The sequence below is a fragment of the Agrobacterium larrymoorei genome (genome assembly GCF_005145045.1).
Taxonomy (GTDB): Bacteria; Pseudomonadota; Alphaproteobacteria; order Rhizobiales; family Rhizobiaceae; genus Agrobacterium; species Agrobacterium larrymoorei.
In genome coordinates, this window is the sequence record NZ_CP039691.1 from 2,123,117 (window position 1) to 2,139,902 (window position 16,786).

Annotated in this window: 18 protein-coding genes; 3 read left to right on the plus strand and 15 right to left on the minus strand. The window is 56.6% G+C overall.

The window, feature by feature from the left end; genetic code table 11:
• Positions 1-3: 3 nt before the first annotated feature.
• The 11 genes from recO to rpoZ all read right to left on the minus strand — a co-directional run bounded on the left by recO (position 4) and on the right by rpoZ (position 8,989).
• The gene (gene recO, locus CFBP5473_RS10220; RefSeq protein ID WP_027675393.1) at positions 4-768 is read right to left on the minus strand and encodes a DNA repair protein RecO; all 765 of its coding nucleotides are present in this window, start codon (positions 766-768) and stop codon (positions 4-6) included.
• Positions 769-858: 90 nt separating this feature from the next.
• Positions 859-1,212 carry a response regulator gene (locus CFBP5473_RS10225; protein ID WP_027675394.1) on the minus strand — a complete coding sequence of 118 codons (354 nt, stop codon included), beginning with the start codon at positions 1,210-1,212 and terminating at the stop codon, positions 859-861.
• Positions 1,213-1,359: 147 nt separating this feature from the next.
• Positions 1,360-2,112: a Crp/Fnr family transcriptional regulator gene (locus CFBP5473_RS10230; RefSeq protein ID WP_027675395.1), complete on the minus strand. Its 753-nt coding sequence runs from the start codon at positions 2,110-2,112 to the stop codon at positions 1,360-1,362.
• A 77-nt stretch (positions 2,113-2,189) separates the two neighbouring features.
• On the minus strand, positions 2,190-3,149 hold the full coding sequence (era, locus tag CFBP5473_RS10235; protein ID WP_027675396.1) for a GTPase Era: 960 nt from the start codon (positions 3,147-3,149) through the stop codon (positions 2,190-2,192).
• 10 nt (positions 3,150-3,159) lie between these two features.
• Positions 3,160-3,879 carry a ribonuclease III gene (gene rnc / locus CFBP5473_RS10240; RefSeq protein ID WP_027675397.1) on the minus strand — a complete coding sequence of 240 codons (720 nt, stop codon included), beginning with the start codon at positions 3,877-3,879 and terminating at the stop codon, positions 3,160-3,162.
• Positions 3,876-4,622, minus strand: a complete 747-nt coding sequence (lepB, locus tag CFBP5473_RS10245) for a signal peptidase I (RefSeq protein WP_027675398.1) — start codon at positions 4,620-4,622, stop codon at positions 3,876-3,878. The genes rnc and lepB overlap by 4 nt, the downstream gene beginning before the upstream one ends.
• 143 nt (positions 4,623-4,765) lie before the next feature.
• Positions 4,766-5,170 (minus strand): holo-ACP synthase, encoded by a 405-nt coding sequence (gene acpS, locus CFBP5473_RS10250; protein ID WP_027675399.1) that lies wholly within the window; start codon positions 5,168-5,170, stop codon positions 4,766-4,768.
• Positions 5,167-5,745 carry a DUF2062 domain-containing protein gene (locus CFBP5473_RS10255; RefSeq protein ID WP_027675400.1) on the minus strand — a complete coding sequence of 193 codons (579 nt, stop codon included), beginning with the start codon at positions 5,743-5,745 and terminating at the stop codon, positions 5,167-5,169. Before CFBP5473_RS10255 ends, acpS begins: the two co-directional genes overlap by 4 nt.
• Before the next feature lie 123 nt (positions 5,746-5,868).
• Positions 5,869-6,015: a DUF3563 domain-containing protein gene (locus CFBP5473_RS10260; protein WP_084631652.1), complete on the minus strand. Its 147-nt coding sequence runs from the start codon at positions 6,013-6,015 to the stop codon at positions 5,869-5,871.
• Between the two features lie 191 nt (positions 6,016-6,206).
• Positions 6,207-8,441, minus strand: coding sequence for a RelA/SpoT family protein (locus tag CFBP5473_RS10265; protein WP_027675401.1), 2,235 nt, complete (start codon positions 8,439-8,441; stop codon positions 6,207-6,209).
• A gap of 155 nt (positions 8,442-8,596) precedes the next feature.
• A complete protein-coding gene (gene rpoZ / locus CFBP5473_RS10270; protein WP_027675402.1) occupies positions 8,597-8,989 on the minus strand; it encodes a DNA-directed RNA polymerase subunit omega in 393 nt (130 codons plus the stop codon).
• Between the two features lie 285 nt (positions 8,990-9,274).
• Between rpoZ and CFBP5473_RS10275 the strand changes: the two genes are divergently transcribed.
• The 3 genes from CFBP5473_RS10275 to CFBP5473_RS10285 all read left to right on the plus strand — a co-directional run bounded on the left by CFBP5473_RS10275 (position 9,275) and on the right by CFBP5473_RS10285 (position 12,231).
• Positions 9,275-9,850 (plus strand): LabA-like NYN domain-containing protein, encoded by a 576-nt coding sequence (locus CFBP5473_RS10275; protein ID WP_136954346.1) that lies wholly within the window; start codon positions 9,275-9,277, stop codon positions 9,848-9,850.
• Positions 9,851-10,043: 193 nt separating this feature from the next.
• Complete coding sequence (locus CFBP5473_RS10280) at positions 10,044-11,540, plus strand: globin-coupled sensor protein (RefSeq protein WP_027675404.1); 1,497 nt, start codon at positions 10,044-10,046, stop codon at positions 11,538-11,540.
• Positions 11,541-11,904: 364 nt separating this feature from the next.
• Positions 11,905-12,231: a hypothetical protein gene (locus tag CFBP5473_RS10285; protein ID WP_027675405.1), complete on the plus strand. Its 327-nt coding sequence runs from the start codon at positions 11,905-11,907 to the stop codon at positions 12,229-12,231.
• 102 nt (positions 12,232-12,333) lie between these two features.
• Here CFBP5473_RS10285 and CFBP5473_RS10290 read toward each other — a convergent pair whose 3' ends face one another.
• From CFBP5473_RS10290 to dapA, 4 genes are all read right to left on the minus strand, one after another.
• Entirely contained in the window at positions 12,334-14,286 is a 1,953-nt protein-coding gene (locus CFBP5473_RS10290; protein WP_027675406.1) for a putative bifunctional diguanylate cyclase/phosphodiesterase, read from the minus strand.
• A gap of 9 nt (positions 14,287-14,295) precedes the next feature.
• A complete protein-coding gene (locus CFBP5473_RS10295; RefSeq protein ID WP_027675407.1) occupies positions 14,296-14,802 on the minus strand; it encodes a putative pterin-binding protein in 507 nt (168 codons plus the stop codon).
• Between the two features lie 316 nt (positions 14,803-15,118).
• Positions 15,119-15,598: an SsrA-binding protein SmpB gene (smpB, locus tag CFBP5473_RS10300; protein ID WP_027675408.1), complete on the minus strand. Its 480-nt coding sequence runs from the start codon at positions 15,596-15,598 to the stop codon at positions 15,119-15,121.
• Positions 15,599-15,761: 163 nt separating this feature from the next.
• The gene (dapA, locus tag CFBP5473_RS10305; RefSeq protein WP_027675409.1) at positions 15,762-16,646 is read right to left on the minus strand and encodes a 4-hydroxy-tetrahydrodipicolinate synthase; all 885 of its coding nucleotides are present in this window, start codon (positions 16,644-16,646) and stop codon (positions 15,762-15,764) included.
• Positions 16,647-16,786: the final 140 nt, after the last annotated feature.

Genomic DNA, 16,786 nt, shown 5'->3' on the forward strand with positions numbered 1-16,786 from the left:
CGATCAACCCGCTCTATCCAGAGTATCCGCGTTCAGCTTCTTATCGAGCGCCTTCAAAGCCGCCTGCACGAAACCGTCGCGGGCGGCATTTTCCTGAATCCCTCTAGGCTCATAGACGTGTCTGTTGAGAAAATGATTCGTCAGCTTGAAGGCGGCTGAAAGGCTCTGGCAGTCCGCCGCCTTGGATTGCTCTTCGCTCAGAAAAGGCGGCAGAGCCAGCATGCGATTGGCATAGGGCGCGCCTGCTGCCCGGCAGACCGCCCTGCCCGTCTTGGGCGAAACATAAATGAGGTCGTCACGAATGCCGGTCGCGGCACATTCGGTGAGATCGAGGCCGAAGCCGAGATCGTTCAGCACCGCCAGTTCGAACCGCACGAACAACTCACCCGCATCTGCGGGGTCCGAGAGATTATCGAGAATGACATCCAGCGCCTGAAACAGATGCGGGTGCGGATCGCGTTCGGGAAGAAAGCGCAGCAAAGCGCCCATCGCCTGCACGCCATAGACCGCGGTCGCGGTTTCCATCAACTGCGCGGCACGCAGTTGCAGCGGCTCAATGCGATATTCGCCCAGATGATCGTCCAGCCGCGCACGCCACGTCACGTCCACGCGGTTTCCAGCCTGAAGCACCGGCTGCATGGTCCGCGAGCGCCCTCCGCGCACCATGCCAAGATGGCGGCCACGCACACGCGTCATGACCTCGACGATGACACTCGTCTCGCCATGGCGCTTGACGCCCAGAATGATTGCCTCGTCTTGCCACTGCATGAAGATTTGCCCGAAACTGGAAATGCGGGCTCAAATTGCCGTTGCTCGCATGTCGCACTATACGTGATGCGGGCGGCTGAGGTCCACCATTTACGCCATAAGGCGCATGACAAAAGCCTTGAGTTCCGGCTCGCCGAAAGGCTTGTCCAGAAGCGGCGCTTCCGCGAAATCTTCCGGAAAGCCGCTGGTATCGCCATATCCGCTGACGAAGCCGAACGGGATGGTGTGTTCTTTCAACTGCCTTGCAAATTCATAGCTCATGCCATCCGAAAGGCTGACATCCAGCAGCACGCAATCCGGGCGCGCACGGTTCAGCGCTTCCTGAGCCTGAGAAAGGGTCGTTACGATGTCTACGGTTTGGACGCCCATTGACTGAAGGGACGTATCCACGTCCATCGCAACCAGATATTCGTCCTCGACGATGAGAACCCGTTGAGGCAGCATATGTTTCATCTTCTCCGGGTGTGCGGCGTGCTTCGAAGCAGCCTGATCATCCACCTTGTGTTACGAGGGTACTGACATCGCAGATCACTCCTCGCAAGTCATTTAAAAAAGACATAGCAAAAACAGCGGATAATATATCATAGAATACTAAATAAATGGACGCGCCTTGCGCGAATCCCTGTCCCAACCGGCCACTTGCGCCAGTCCCTCTTCATCCAGCACCTGGCATCCGCGGTCGATCCAGCGGATATAATTACGCTCCGCCAGCTTGCGCAGCGTCTTATTGGTGTGGACGATGGAAAGGCCGAGCGTATCGGCAACATGCTGCTGGGTAACGGGGATCGGCCCGTCCTTCGTCAGCAATCCAACACGGGTCGCCCTGTCGTGCAAAAAGGCCAGAAGATAGGCCGCACGCTCCAGCGCCGTGCGCCTGCCGACGCTTAGCAGATGGCTGTCCAGCATGCGCTCTTCGCTGGCCGCGATCCATGTCAGGTCATAGGCAAGCGAGGGATGATCGGTGAAAAGGCTGTTCAGTCGCCCGCGTTCGAACACGCAAAGCGTGACCGGTGAAAGCGCTTCGACGGAGTGTTGCATCTCACCCATTATGGTGCCTTGAAGGCCGACCAGATCACCCGGCATGACGTAATTTAGGATTTGCCTGCGCCCGTCTTCCAGCGTCTTGTAACGAAAGCCCCAGCCCTCCAGCACGGTAAACAGGTGGGCGCTGTGGGAGCCTTCCATCAGAACCAGCGCACCCGGCTCAACCGAAAGCTCTCCGGTTTTGAAGCGCGAGACGAAATCAAGCTCCGGCTGCGAGAAATCGCGGAAATGTGGAAGCCCCCGCAGCGGACAGAGTTCGCATGGCGTGGTGGAAAGGCCGCTTGGCTTTTTGGGGGACATGAAAATCCATTGTGCGCGATGAAATAAATCTCACACGCACAATAGCACAGAACCTCTTTCAGTTCCGTTTAAGCGCATCAGTTGCGGGGGAATTCGAGACCCATTTCGCGGAAGCGCTCCGGGTCGTCTCCCCAGTTTTCCCGAACCTTGACGAAGAGGAAAAGATGTACGGGCTGTTCGAGGATTTCCGAAAGCTCCTTGCGGGATGAAGAGGAAATAGCCTTGATCGCCTCTCCGCCCTTGCCCAGCGCAATCTTCTTCTGGCTATCGCGCTCCACATAGATGACCTGCTCGATGCGAACAGAGCCATCCTTGCGCTCTTCCCACTTTTCCGTTTCGACGTGAGAAGCGTAAGGCAGTTCCTGATGCAGGCGCAGGAACAGTTTTTCGCGGGTGATTTCCGCCGCAAGCTGACGCATGGGCAGGTCGGAAATCTGGTCTTCCGGGTAGTACCACGGGCCTTCCGGCAGTTCGGCGGCCAGATAGTCCATCAGGTCATCGCAGCCGGAGCCGTTCGTGGCGGAAATCATGAATGTGCGGTCGAAGGGTACGATCTCGTTTGCCTCCGCTGCAAGCTTCAGCAGATCCTCGCGCTTCACCTGATCGATCTTGTTGAGGCAGAGGATTTTCTTCTGGCGAACATCCTTCAGGCCTTCGAGAATGGTCTGAGCATCGCCCTTCAGTCCGCGCTCGCTGTCGATCAGAAGCAGAATGACGTCCGCATCCTTGGCGCCGCCCCAGGCGGAGGTCACCATGGCGCGGTCCAGCCTGCGGCGCGGCTTGAAGATGCCGGGCGTGTCCATGAACACGATCTGCGCATTGTTGTAGATGGCGATGCCGCGCATGACGGCGCGCGTCGTCTGAACCTTGTGGCTGACGATGGAGACTTTCGCGCCTACCAGCCGGTTGACGAGCGTCGACTTGCCTGCATTCGTCGGGCCAATCAGCGCTACGAAGCCGGAACGGGTCGGGCCGGAAGCACCACCCTCATTATCGTTGCCCTCACCTGTGGCTTCGGTGAAATCATTCTCGCTCATGTAAATCCAATCAGTTAGCGGCAGAAGGTTTCTGCCAGACGCCTTCGCGTTCCAATAGTTTCGTCGCCGCAACCTGTTCGGCGGCGCGTTTCGAGCGGTCTACGCCCGTTTCCGGCGCAACGCCGGGTATTTCGACAGTAACTGTAAAGCGTGGATCGTGATCCGGTCCGGAGCGATCGTCAACCCGGTAATTGGGCGTGGCCGCAAACTTCGCATGCGCCCATTCCTGCAATTCCGTCTTGGCATCGCGCCTGCCTGCATCCTCGCTGACGGCACGCTTCTGCCAGTATTTCAGAATGAAGCTGCGCGCAGCCTCCAGCCCTCCATCCAGATAGATGGTGGCAATCAGGCTTTCCACCACGTCGGCACGCACATTCAGCATGGCCTTGCCGGTCAGCTTCTTCACGTCGGAGCCGGTGCGGATGAAGAGATGCAGCTCCATCTCATCGGCAATCGATGCGCAGGAATCAGCGCTCACCAGCTGGTTCAGGCGCACGGAAAGCTCGCCTTCGGTGGCGGAGCGGAATGTGGAGAACAGCAGTTCGGCAACGCAGAGGCCCAGCACGCGGTCGCCCAGAAATTCCAGACGCTCGTAGTTTCCGGCTTTCGCAGAGCGGGCGCTTGCATGTGTCAAGGCCCGGTCAAGCCGGGCCTTTTCCTTGAACTCATATCCAATCAGGGCTTCCAGACGGGCGATTTCTTCCGTCTGGAGTGGTTTGGCCTTGGTCATTTGACAACCTTGAACAAACGGTCCCAACGCATGTTGGCAGGCCATTCCCAGACGCGGCTGAACGGCGTGTCGTTGCCCAGCGAGAAGAAGATTACGCTTGCGCGACCAATCAGGTTTTCAGCAGGAACGAAGCCAACGTCGAAGCGGCTGTCCAGCGAGTTGTCGCGATTGTCGCCCATCATGAAATAATGGCCTTCAGGCACGATGAATTCGCGTGTGTTATCGCCACGGCTGTCGGGAGACTGGTCGAGCGTGTCGTAGGTCACGCCATTGTCCAGCGTTTCGCGAAAAACAGGCACGTTGGCGCCGGGATCGGCACGGTAATCGGAGGTGAAGAAGCCGTCGGCTACTTTCGGCACAGGCTTACCGTTGATCAGCAGAACGCCGTTGGTCACCTGAATACGGTCACCGGGTAAGCCGACGAGGCGCTTGATGTAATCCACATCCGGGTTCGGCGGCAGGCGGAAGACGACGACATCGCCGCGCTTCGGCTCGCTGAACTGCAGGATACGACCGGAAAAGAGGTCCGGCGAGAAGGGCAGCGAATACTTCGAATAGCCGTAGGAGAACTTGTTGACGAACAGGTAATCGCCCACCAGCAGCGTCGGCATCATGGAACCGGACGGGATGGTGAAGGGCTGGAAAAGCACCGTGCGGATAACCATCGCCAGCAGAAGGGCCTGAACGATGACCTTGACGTTTTCCCAGAGGGCGTTCTGCTTCTTTTCAGCTTTTTCGGACACTTAAAGACCTGCCTGCTCGTTCTTTATCATTATTGCAAAACCGATGCACAGTTTGTGAGATGCTTTAGAACCTTTCACGCGCAAAGGAAAGCGTTTCTATCAACCCCATGGCCCTGCCGCGCCTGCATCTCAACAATTTCGCTTTATCGGCTGCGCGGCAGCGCTTCGATGATGACGAAAGCCTGCGCATAGGGAAATTCATCGGTAATCGTCAGATGGATGACCGCCTCGTGATCGGCAGGCAAAAGCTCGGCCAGACGCTCGGCGGCGCCATTGGTCAGTTGCATGGTCGGCTTGCCGCTCGGCAGGTTCACGACACCCATGTCCTTCCAGAACACGCCCTGCGCAAGTCCGGTCCCCAGCGCCTTGGAACAGGCCTCCTTGGCGGCAAAGCGCTTGGCGTAGGAAGCGGCGCGGTTCTTTCGGCGGTCGGATTTCGCCCTTTCGATATCCGTGAAGCAGCGATTGGTGAAGCGTTCGCCGAAGCGGGAGATGGAAGTCTCGATGCGACGAATATCGATCAGGTCGCTCCCCATGCCAATGATCATTCAATTATACCCATTGCAGAATTTCGGTTTGCGGCGCGCTCTGCGATCTGCTGATGCTTGCGATGTCGAAAGCCACGTATGACGGCATAGACCCCCGCATAGGTCACGACCGCGGAAATAGCCGCGGGAATAAGCGAGCCGATTGCCATAGGTTCCAGCACCGGTTTCCACAATTGCAGGAAATTCATGTGGGAGAAAATCGCGACGAAGTCGATATGGGAAGAGAGCTCCGCCTTACCGCGACCCAGAATGAGATGCCCGAGCTCCCAGGTGGATGCCCAGATCAACGGAAATGTGAGGGGATTTGCAAAAGTGGTGCCGAGTGCTGCGGCCACGAGATTGGCCCGCAGGATGAAGCCTATCACCATGGCGATGATAATATGGACGCCGAGAAAGGGCGTCCATGCGACTGCCACGCCAATCGCCACACCCGCCGCCACGGAATAAGGCGATGCAGACAGTCGCACGAGCTTCAGCTTCATATATCGAAGCGAACGGCGAAGGCCCATGCGCGGCCAGAGAGCGGCACGCAATCTTTCGGATAATGTTGCAGGTACACGACGACGAAACGGCATTCCTAGACCTTATTTCATCGCCCGCATTCCGCCAAGAGGCGAAAACTCTGCTTATACGCCAAGGCGCAGCATTCTGCGCCCCGCATCATCTGCACAACGGCATGGCCGCTATGCATTTATGTATTAACGACGGAACATGCCGCGGTCGATTTCGCGCTGGCGGAATTCCAGGTCTACGCGCGATACGGAATCGCTGAGATAATCGAATTCGCGTTCCTGAACCGACTTGCCACGAACAGCGCGGGCGATCTTACGAAGCGGTGCAAACATCTTCATTTCCTTTCCAGATGAGAGGCAGTTCCTCAACGGCGCTTTTGCCGGAGAGCCTCTTTGGTTGCTCTTGATTTCTGGAGTGAAGATAGTCCTGATCCCGCCGAATGACTACGGACAAGACAAGGCCGCTGCCATGCACTCAGCGCATAACAACGGCCTTAAAGATCATCATTTGGTCACGAACTGCCTCAATCGAAGGCACGTTTTACCGTGGAAACGCAGTCAAGGTCCTTCAGCTGGGACAAAAGCTGGTTCAGCTGGCGCAGATCCCAGACTTCGACATCGAGCGAAAGTTCGGAGAAATCCGTACCGATGCGCACCATGTTGAGGCCTCGAATATTCACGTCCAACGTCGCGATGGACTGGGCGACCGATGCCAGCGTTCCCGGTTCGTTGAGCGCGTTGATCATCAAACGCGCCATGAAGCGGGACTTGTTGGCCTCGTCCAGATCCCAGCGCACATCGATCCACCGTTCCGGCTCGTCATCGAAGCGCTGCAGCGCTGGCGACTGGATCGGGTAGATGGTGATGCCCTTGCCCTTTTCCATGATGCCGACGATGCGGTCGCCCGGAACAGCTCCGGTTGCACCGAAATGCACCTCGACATTATCGGACAGACCGCGAATCGGCAGGGGATCCGGCCCTTCGATCACTTCGGCGGCGCCATCATCCTCAAGAGCCGAGCGCGACTTGCCGGGGATCTTGAAGATCATGCCCGACGCGCTGCGCATGTTGAACCAGCCATCGTCGCCGGTCATCTTCACGGTTACGCGCTCGTCCTGATAATCCGGGAACACCGCGCGAAGCACGTCGAGCGACGACACCTCGCCGCGACCGACCGCCGCAATCGCGTCTTCCACATCCTTCTGCGCCAGACGATGAAGCACCGGCTTCAGGGCTTCGCGGGAGAAGGCCTTGCCTGCGCGCTCGAAAGTGCGCTCCAGAATTCGGTAGCCGAGACCGGCATATTGCTTGCGGATCGCCATACGCGTTGCACGCCGAATGGCGGAGCGCGCCTTGCCGGTAACGACGACCTCTTCCCATGCGGCGGGCGGCACCTGCACGCCGGAGCGGATGATTTCGACTTCATCCCCATTATTCAGGCGCGTGACGAGCGGCATGATCCGCCCGTTGATCTTCGCGCCAACGGTGGTGTCACCAATATTGGTGTGAACCGCATAGGCGAAATCGATGGGCGTTGCGCCGCGCGGCAGGGCAATGAGCTTGCCCTTCGGGGTAAAGCAGAAAACCTGATCCTGAAACAGTTCGAGCTTGGTATGCTCTAGGAACTCTTCCGGGTTGTCACCTTCTGCCAGCGATTCGATGGTGTGGCGCAGCCAGGAATAGGCGTTGGAATCGTGCGAAAGCAGCTCGCCCTCACCCGTTTCGCCATCCTTGTAGAGCGAATGCGCCGCGATACCGAATTCCGCGATTTCATGCATGCGGCGTGTGCGGATCTGTAGCTCGATTCGCTGGCGCGACGGGCCGACGATGGTGGTGTGAAGCGAACGATAATCGTTCTGCTTCGGTGTCGAGATGTAATCCTTAAAGCGCCCCGGCACCAGCCGCCAGCGCGTGTGGACGATGCCGAGCGCGCGGTAACAGGCCGGAATATCCTGCACCAGAATGCGGAAGCCATAGACATCCGACAGCTGTTCGAATGACAGCGACTTGGACTGCATCTTGCGGAAAACGGAATAGGGCTTTTTCTGCCGCCCCTTGACCATGGCGCCTTCGACGCCATTTGCCAGCAGCAACTCGCGCAACTCGTCCTCGATCTTCTTGATCAGGCCCTGATTGCGCTCCTCCAGCTCTTCCAGCCGCTTGGTAACGGTCTCGAAGGCTTCCGGGTTGAGATAACGGAACGAGAGGTTTTCCAGCTCGTCACGCATATCCTGCATACCCATGCGGCCAGCAAGCGGCGCATAGATTTCCATGGTTTCTTCGGAGATGCGGCTGCGCTTGTCGGCAGGCATATGCTCCATGGTGCGCATATTGTGCAGGCGGTCTGCCAGCTTGACGAGAAGAACGCGCACGTCGTCTGAAATGGCAAGCAGCAGCTTGCGCAGGTTTTCCGCCTGCTTGGCTTTTTTGCTGACGAGATCGAGCTTCTTCAGCTTCGTCAGGCCTTCGACCAGACGCCCGATATCTTCGCCGAACATCTCATCGATTTCCGCGCGCGTGGCGCTGGTATCCTCGATTGTATCGTGAAGAAGAGCCACCGCGATGGTCGATTCATCGAGGTGCATTTCGGTGAGAATGGCTGCCACTTCCAGCGGATGCGAGATGTAGGGGTCGCCATTGGCGCGCTTCTGCTGGCCATGTTTCTGCATGGCATAAACATAGGCCTTGTTCAGCAAAGCCTCATTCACATCAGGCTTGTATTTCTGAACCCGCTCCACGAGTTCGTATTGTCGCATCATGTATGGGATGCCCCGAAAAAAGAAAGAGCGCCAACTGACGGGGGGCTACCCCGCCGGATTGGCGCACAATGCTGCATAATCCAGGATAAGATTATGACGACAAAGATTTACAGAGCGTAACCGGCAGAAGCTGCCGGTGCCACGCGCCTAACAAATCAATAATCGTCGTTCTTTTCCGGCGGCACAAGGCCTTCGATGCCAGCCAGAAGCTCTTCTTCCGACATCTGGTCGAAAGTCACGGTCTCCGGCGCATCGTCGTCTTCGCTGTCGGTTCCGGCGTTTGCAGCAATCGTAACCGGATCGGGCTCGGGCTCGTCCACTTCGACATGCTTCTGCAGCGAGTGGATGAGGTCTTCCTTCAGGTCGTCGGGAGACAACGTTTCGTCGGCGATTTCGCGCAAAGCAACCACAGGGTTCTTGTCGTTATCGCGATCGATCGTAATCTGGGAGCCCTGCGAAATCTGGCGGGCGCGGTGGCTTGCCAGGAGAACGAGCTCGAAACGGTTGTCTACTTTATCAATGCAATCTTCTACGGTGACACGGGCCATTGCCTGTCCTTTGCGGGTCATGATGTCGCGGATTACCCGTCCCGATACAGGGATTGTCTGTGAATTTCAAGTTTTTCCTCATCCGGGCAACATTCCGTCTTTTCTCTGCCGCAAATTACGGCAAAGACGAAAAGATACTACTATTATCAGAAAAGGGTCTGGACTGTGGGTCAATGAACCTTATATGAAGGCTTAATAATGTATCGAAAACCAAGATGTTAGCTGGTAACAGATACTGTTTTAAATATTAGCGGCTGGGAGCCGCTCAGGAAGGACCCCGACTTAATGTTTGACCCACGTGAGAAAATTGCGCTCTTCATCGACGGGGCAAATCTCTACGCTGCATCGAAAAGCCTGGGCTTCGATATCGATTATCGCAAGCTGTTGAAGGCATTTCAGAAGCGCGGATACCTGCTGCGTGCATATTACTACACGGCGCTGATCGAGGATCAGGAATATTCCTCCATCCGCCCGCTGATCGACTGGCTGGACTATAACGGCTACAAGGTCGTGACGAAGCCTGCCAAGGAATTCACCGACGCCATGGGTCGCAGCAAGATCAAGGGCAACATGGATATCGAACTTGCTGTCGATGCCATGGAACAGTCCGAGACGGTGGACCATCTCGTCCTCTTCTCCGGCGACGGCGATTTCACGACACTGGTGGATGCGCTTCAACGCAGGGGCCGCAAGGTTTCCGTCATTTCCACCATGTCCACCCAGCCGCCGATGATTGCAGACGACCTGCGCCGCCAGGCCGACCACTTCATCGACCTTCTGTCGCTGAAGGCGGAAATCGGTCGTGATCCGAGCGAGCGCCCTGCCCGCCCGCAGGCAGACCCGGTTGAAACCGTAGACTGAGGCAAATCGTCTCGTTACTTCAAAAAAGCGCCTGCCGGACCCCGGCGGGCGCTTTTTGTTTTTGATCTTTGTTTAATGACGATTTTCTTTTTTAGGGAATATTTAAGCTTAACAGTGTCTTTATGACCTTACGTAAGTTTTATCAGGTGCGTGTTTGGGCAATGCGCATAATGCAGTGGGGACTGTTATTGAAATGAACGGGCAGCAGGACAATTTTCAACTGAAGGAACGGCTTGATTTTCTGGGACTTGGTACGGAGCAGAGGCAGGACCTGTCCGCTCTGAAAACGACCATCACCGGCACGCTCAGCGCGTCTCTCGATGGGTTTTATAAAAAGGCGCGGGCCGTACCGGAAACGGCGAAATTCTTTTCCAATGAAGCGCATCTCCAGCATGCCAAGACCATGCAGGTCAATCACTGGACGCGTATCGCCTCCGGCGCTCTCGATGCCGATTACACCAAGGCCGTCAGCGCCATCGGTCGCACCCATGCCCGCCTTGGGCTGGAGCCGCGCTGGTATATCGGCGGCTACGCGCTGATCCTCGAAGGCATCATCAAGGCCATTGTCGAGCAGGAACTGAAGGGCTTTCTGGTCGAGAAGAAGGGCAAGAAGGTCGCGAAAGATGTGTCCGTCGTCGTCAAGGCCGCCATGCTCGACATGGATTATTCGATCTCGGTCTATCTGGAAACGCTGGCCGAAGAGCGCGCCAAGGTGGAGCTTGAGCAGAAGCGCATGAAGGAAGAACAGGATCATATCCTGTCCCTCTTGAACACCGCCTTGAACCAGATGGCGCAGGGCGATCTTACCTCGCGTATCGATGGCGCCCTGCCGCAGCAATTCGATGGCCTGAAGGAAAACTTCAACGCGGCACTGAGCCGTCTGTCCGGTGCTTTTGCAGAGATTGTCGAGGAATCCCACAAGATTTCCAGCAACACTCGCGAACTGACCTCTTCCACGGACGACATGGCGCGCAGAACCGAGCAGCAGGCAGCCTCGCTGGAGCAGACCGCCGCCGCAATCGACCAGATCACCACCATTTCCAAGCAATCCGCCTCCCGCACCACGCAGGCGCAGTCCATCGTCAAAAGCTCTGCCGAAGAAGCGGCGCGCTCGCGCCACATCGTCAGCGAAGCTGTGGATGCCATGAGCGCCATCGAGGATTCGTCGCAGAAGATCACGCAGATCATCAGCGTCATCGATGAGATTTCCTTCCAGACCAACCTCTTGGCATTGAATGCGGGAGTGGAAGCGGCGCGCGCCGGTGAGGCAGGCAAGGGCTTCGCCGTGGTGGCGCAGGAAGTGCGTGAACTCGCGCAGCGCTCTGCCAACGCCGCCAAGGAAATCCGGATTTTGATCGACAAATCCTCGCAGGACGTCGCGCATGGCGTGTCCCTCGTCAACCGCACGGGCGAAGCGCTGAACTCCATCGGTAGCAAGGTGGACGATATTCACGAACATATCGGCGCGATCACCCAGGCCGTTCAGGAGCAATCCATGGGCATTCAGGAGATCAACTCGGCCATCAACAGCATGGACCAGCTGACCCAGCAGAACGCCGCCATGGTGGAAGAAACCAACGCCGCCACCCACGGCCTCAGCGACATCAGCACCAACCTGACCGCGCTTATCTCCCGCTTCCAGGTGCAGAAGTCCATGGCCTATCAGCAGAAGGTTTACCGGGCGGCGTGAGTTTTGCGAACTGCCCATATGCGAAATATAGCCATTTCCTCGGCGTTTAGCTTTCGCTATGGTTGCGCCGGGACCGGAAGTAACGAACCGGTCCTGGGGCCTTAGAAATCCCCTCAGTAGACGGTCGGTGTCGACCGTCAATGACACCCCTCAGCCATAGGTTTGTGGCTGAGGCGGTCCATTATGACTATATAGCTCCTCTGCCTTTTCTATGGCTGGGGAGACCCTGACGCATGTCCAAGGCTAACGCCTAAAGGTCAGGGTGGTCGTTCTACTGCGGCTTTCTAACTCCCCGGCCACCAGAGGTTTCGCCTCCGGTGGTCGCTTCCGTTCAATATTGACGAGAAAGCGCCGGGAGACGGGCATGGACGAATACAGCGTCATCGCAGATTTGCTGCACACATTTAGAACCATGTCGGATGGCGTGAAGATCCTCGCGATCTACATGCCCTGCATCTTCGGCCTCGGCGCGATGGCGCTCTATCTCTACCATTTGCGGCACAAAAGCAGGCCGCGGGATGTGCAGGACGAAGGGCAGACCCTGCAAGGCACAATCTTGCCGCCACCCGAGGAGAGACCATGGCTGAAAAAGACATTGACTGTCCCAGCAGAACACCCAACTCTTGAAAAGCTGCGGCGTCTGAATGATTACGTGGCGCGGGAGGTGCTGCATGATAAGGACAAGCGTTGAGCTTGCGGCGTATCGGCAGCAGCTTTCCCGGGCGGCGTGATCAGCCATATCCACGAAAAAACGGGATGATCTCCCGGCTTTTTCGCTCAATTCATCTGAGTATTAAACAGTCACACTGACTTTCGAAAAAGCGCCGAATGCATGGAGTTCGCTCGCAGGCACAGGCTTGCTGATCAGATATCCCTGCACCTGATCGCAGCCGAGTTGCAGCATATAGGCGAACTGCTCTTCGGTCTCCACGCCTTCCGCAATCATTGTCATCCGCAGCTTGCGCCCCAGGCCGATGACGAACTCGACCACGGCCAATGCATCCTTGTCGGTGGTGATGTCGCGCAGGAAGGATTGATCGATCTTGAGCTTGTCGAACGGCACGCCCAGAAGATTGCCGAGAGACGAATAGCCGGTGCCGAAGTCATCCATGGCAATCTGGATTCCCACGTCTTTCAGGTTCTTCAGGATTTCCAGCGTGTGATCTGTGCTGCCCAGCAGCACCGATTCCGTGATTTCGAGCTCCAGCCGGCTCGGGTCCAGACCACTTCTATCCAGCGCCCCCACCACGTTTTGAATGAGATTGGTGCTGTGGAACTGAATGGGCGAGAGATTGACCGCGATCTTGATATCCGGGTTCCACTTGGCCGCTTCGATACAGGCAGTCTCCATCACCCATTTGCCGAGCGAGTGGATGAAGCCCGTTCGTTCTGCGACCGGTATAAATTCATTCGGCGGTACCCTGCCCCGCACGGGATGCGTCCAGCGCAGCAAAGCCTCGAAGCCGGACACGTCTCTCGTTTGGGTGGAGATTTGCGGCTGGTAGTAAACCTCCATCTCGTTGTTCTGAAGAGCGGCCTGCAGATCGGCTTCGAATGACCGTTTCTCCGCCAGCTGGCTCTGCATATAGGGCTTGAACACCCTGATTTCGCCCGCACCTGCGCGCTTCGCTTCGTAAAGCGCAAGATCGGCATGCTTGAGCAATTCGTCCGCATCGGAATTCTTGTCGGAGACGGCCACACCAACGCAGGTGCCGATCTTCACCTCGAGTTCGCCCAGATGATAGGTTCGCGCAATGTGCTCCACCAGTCGGCGGGCAAACTTGATCGCCTCTTCTTCTCCGAGGTTTTCACAGACCACGGCAAACTCATCTCCGCCGAGGCGACAGATCAGTTCACGGTTCTTGCGCAGCGGCAGAAGCCGCATGGCGACGGCCTGAAGAAGCGCATCGCCCACATCGTGGCCGAGCGTATCGTTAATGTCCTTGAAGCCATCCAGATCGAGCAACAGAAGGGTTGCCGTATCGGCGCCCGTGACCGGGTCCAGCCTGCTGGCAAGCTCCTTGCGGAAAAGGGCACGGTTCGGAAGGTCCGTCAGGGCGTCGTGATATGCATCATATTCGAGCCGCACATTGTTGGCCTGCAACTCCAGTGTTGCCACGCGCAGCTCATCCGTCAGCCGCTTCATGTCGTTTTGTGCGCGGTCCAGCAGCTGATTATGCCGCAGCAGCAGAACGATCAGCGCCATTCCGCACAGAATAAGCCCAGCCGCAAGCCCCGTATATATGACGTGCAGCTTGCGCACTTCCGACTGCGCGACATCGATCATATCGACATCATTGGCCAGCGAAGAGGCCGCCAGCCCTGTCATGGGTGGCACCAGCGCACTCATTTGCGGCAGAATCGCTCTCGCCTGCTCGGGCGTCAGTTCGTCCAGTTCGGTATCGATATCACCAAGCACACGCTCCAGAGATTTGACCATCTCACGGCTTTCGGGCTTGGATTCCACGAAGTTTGCCAGGCTTCCCTGCTTCAGCAGTTCAAGCCGTCCAAGAATGATATCGAGCCTTAGCCGAAGCTCGTCCCGGTCGATCTCGCCGATGCCGAGCGCATATTCCGCCACCATGTTTTGAAAGCGCATATATTCCGATACCGCTTGGCTGACAGCCCAGGAGTCATTGTACCGGGAAAATTTTTGCAGCGCGTTTTGCCGTTCCGCGATGACATAGGCGATATAGCCCGTGGCGAGGATGAAGCAGCAAACGACGACCGCAAGCGCTTTTCGCAAACTGCACCTTTATTCGACGTTGAGCTTGGCGACTTGCCAGGCCGATCTCATATAATATGTCTGAGCCTGAAGCTCTGGCTTGCTGTCATAGGGGTAGATGATGAAAAGGGGCCCCTTGTCACGCACAGGCATATAGCTGCCATCACGCTTCATGGCAAGAATCACGTTGAACTTGGAAAAATCTTCCATGGGGATTGTGCTGACGTAATCGTTCAGCGCAACGGCGGTAACAGTCGTGCCCTTTGCGCCGACGAAATCCAGCAGCTTGGCCATGGGAACGCCTTCGAAGCGAACGCTGCGGTCATACCACGGCGTTTTCGTCTCAATCGCAACAAGCCCCATATCCTCCAGCATCTTGCGGTCGAACTGGGCCGTTTTATCCACATTGGTATTGGCAATGTTGCCGGTGATCGTCAGGATCGGCTTGTCCACCGGCTTCGCAAACGTGCCCGCCTGCGCGGAACCGAGCCATAAGACAGACAGCAATGCAATAAGAGAGAACCGGAGGATACGCATGAAAGCTTGCCCTTTGAGCCGATGTTGAGACTGAGACATAGCCGATCCATCAAATCCGGCAATACCCAAGTATTGCTTTATATCAGAAAATGCTGGATTACGCGCGCCTTAGTTTTCATCTCTCTATTCTTATGCACATCAAATAATCGTTTCGAATTTCAGGCTAATTTTATCGAGATTTAAGAAAAGAAAATGCCGCAAATTGGCACAGGCGCGCATTAGTAGACGTCTAATTGAGAAGTATAATGATCGAAATATACATGGTGATGATTAAAATAAACCATCACCAATTTTGACATCGGGGCTTCAGATAGCGTCAATTGCCGCCTTTGAGCAATCTAGACTTCTGTCTATTCCAGTCGCGTTCCTTCTCCGTCTCACGCTTGTCATGCAGCTTCTTGCCCTTGGCGAGAGCGAGTTCCAGCTTGGCGCGGCCCTTTTCGTTGAAATAAATCTTCAACGGCACAAGCGTCATGCCTTCGCGGTTGATGCCCGCGCGCAGGCGGTTGATTTCCCGCTTGTTGAGCAGCAGCTTGCGACGGCGGCGCGGTTCGTGGTTGAAGCGGTTGGCCTGGAGATATTCGGGTAGGTGCGAATTGATCAGCCAGATCTCCTCACCCTCATCCGACGCATAGGATTCGGCGATATTGGCCTTGCCGTCGCGCAGAGACTTGACCTCCGTGCCGGTCAACATCAAACCTGCCTCATAGGTATCGATGATCTCGTAATTGAACCGAGCCTTGCGGTTTTCCGCCACGACCTTGTTCACGATGCGCTGACTGCCTTTGGGGGCCATTTCCTGCTTCCATTTCTTTTACCCGCATCACTAGAGCGTTTCCTTGTTAAATGGAAACGCTCTAGTGATGCGGTTTCCGATGCCTATTTAGTAAAACACGCACCGAAAGTGAAGATGCGCAGCCTTTGCGCACCTTCCTATCGCGTCAAACGACCCTATTGTGTCAAGCGACGAGGCCTGCATGCTGAAGTGCGGCGTCGATTGCGGTTTCCGTCGCAGGTTCCAGCGTGTCCATCAGCGGCGAGCGAACCTTGCGGCTGCCGTTGCGGGTGCGGGACAGCGCATATTTGGTGCCGCAAACGCCCGGCTCCATGAAGATTGCCCTGTGCAGCGGCATCAGGCGATCCTGATATTCCAGCGCCAGCGCGTAATCGCCCTTTGCCATCGCCGCCTGAAACTCCGCACAGAGGCGCGGCGCAACATTGGCCGTGACCGAAATACAGCCGACGCCGCCATGGGCGTTGAAGCCGAGCGCCGTGCCATCTTCACCCGACAGCTGAACGAATTCCTTGCCGCAGTGAATGCGCTGCTCGGAAACGCGGTCCAGCTTGCCTGTGGCATCCTTCACGCCGATGATGTTCTTATGCGCCTTGACCAGCGCACCCATCGTTTCCGGCGTCATATCGATGACCGAGCGCGGCGGAATGTTGTAGATGACGATGGGCAGAGAAACCGCTTCTGCAATGGCCGAGAAATGGGCGAAAAGCCCCTTCTGCGTCGGCTTATTATAGTAAGGCGTCACCACCAGAAGCGCATCCGCACCCACTTCCTGCGCATGCAGGGCAAGTTCGATTGCTTCACTGGTGTTGTTGGAGCCAGCACCGGCAATGACAGGAACCCGTTTGCCCGCAACCTCGACGCACAGTTCGACCACGCGTTTGTGCTCGTCATGCGACAGGGTTGGCGATTCCCCTGTGGTGCCGACGGGCACGAGGCCGTTACTGCCTTCGGCAATCTGCCACTCTACATGGGTGGCGAAGGCCGTTTCGTCCACTGCACCATCTGCTGTGAACGGCGTAATAAGGGCGGGAATAGATCCCTTGAACATGCAAAACTCCTTGCGGTGAGCCAGTTCATGCTTCAGCCGCATTCCGTGGTTAAAACGTTTGTCACATTAGAGTGGGGCCAAGCAACCGACAAGCTGTTAACAGCGCCTTTTGTCTGGGAAACGCAAATAGTTTCTCGCGC

Excerpts from the sequence above, each read along its gene's own strand:
- recO (WP_027675393.1), bottom strand. The coding sequence starts at position 768 with ATGCAGTGGCAAGACGAGGCAATCATTCTGGGCGTCAAGCGCCATGGC.
- CFBP5473_RS10225 (WP_027675394.1), bottom strand. The coding sequence starts at position 1,212 with ATGCTGCCTCAACGGGTTCTCATCGTCGAGGACGAATATCTGGTTGCG.
- CFBP5473_RS10230 (WP_027675395.1), bottom strand. The coding sequence starts at position 2,112 with ATGTCCCCCAAAAAGCCAAGCGGCCTTTCCACCACGCCATGCGAACTC.
- era (WP_027675396.1), bottom strand. The coding sequence starts at position 3,149 with ATGAGCGAGAATGATTTCACCGAAGCCACAGGTGAGGGCAACGATAAT.
- rnc (WP_027675397.1), bottom strand. The coding sequence starts at position 3,879 with ATGACCAAGGCCAAACCACTCCAGACGGAAGAAATCGCCCGTCTGGAA.
- acpS (WP_027675399.1), bottom strand. The coding sequence starts at position 5,170 with ATGATCATTGGCATGGGGAGCGACCTGATCGATATTCGTCGCATCGAG.
- CFBP5473_RS10255 (WP_027675400.1), bottom strand. The coding sequence starts at position 5,745 with ATGCCGTTTCGTCGTCGTGTACCTGCAACATTATCCGAAAGATTGCGT.
- CFBP5473_RS10260 (WP_084631652.1), bottom strand. The coding sequence starts at position 6,015 with ATGTTTGCACCGCTTCGTAAGATCGCCCGCGCTGTTCGTGGCAAGTCG.
- CFBP5473_RS10265 (WP_027675401.1), bottom strand. The coding sequence starts at position 8,441 with ATGATGCGACAATACGAACTCGTGGAGCGGGTTCAGAAATACAAGCCT.
- rpoZ (WP_027675402.1), bottom strand. The coding sequence starts at position 8,989 with ATGGCCCGTGTCACCGTAGAAGATTGCATTGATAAAGTAGACAACCGT.
- CFBP5473_RS10275 (WP_136954346.1), top strand. The coding sequence starts at position 9,275 with ATGTTTGACCCACGTGAGAAAATTGCGCTCTTCATCGACGGGGCAAAT.
- CFBP5473_RS10280 (WP_027675404.1), top strand. The coding sequence starts at position 10,044 with ATGAACGGGCAGCAGGACAATTTTCAACTGAAGGAACGGCTTGATTTT.
- CFBP5473_RS10285 (WP_027675405.1), top strand. The coding sequence starts at position 11,905 with ATGGACGAATACAGCGTCATCGCAGATTTGCTGCACACATTTAGAACC.
- CFBP5473_RS10295 (WP_027675407.1), bottom strand. The coding sequence starts at position 14,802 with ATGCGTATCCTCCGGTTCTCTCTTATTGCATTGCTGTCTGTCTTATGG.
- smpB (WP_027675408.1), bottom strand. The coding sequence starts at position 15,598 with ATGGCCCCCAAAGGCAGTCAGCGCATCGTGAACAAGGTCGTGGCGGAA.
- dapA (WP_027675409.1), bottom strand. The coding sequence starts at position 16,646 with ATGTTCAAGGGATCTATTCCCGCCCTTATTACGCCGTTCACAGCAGAT.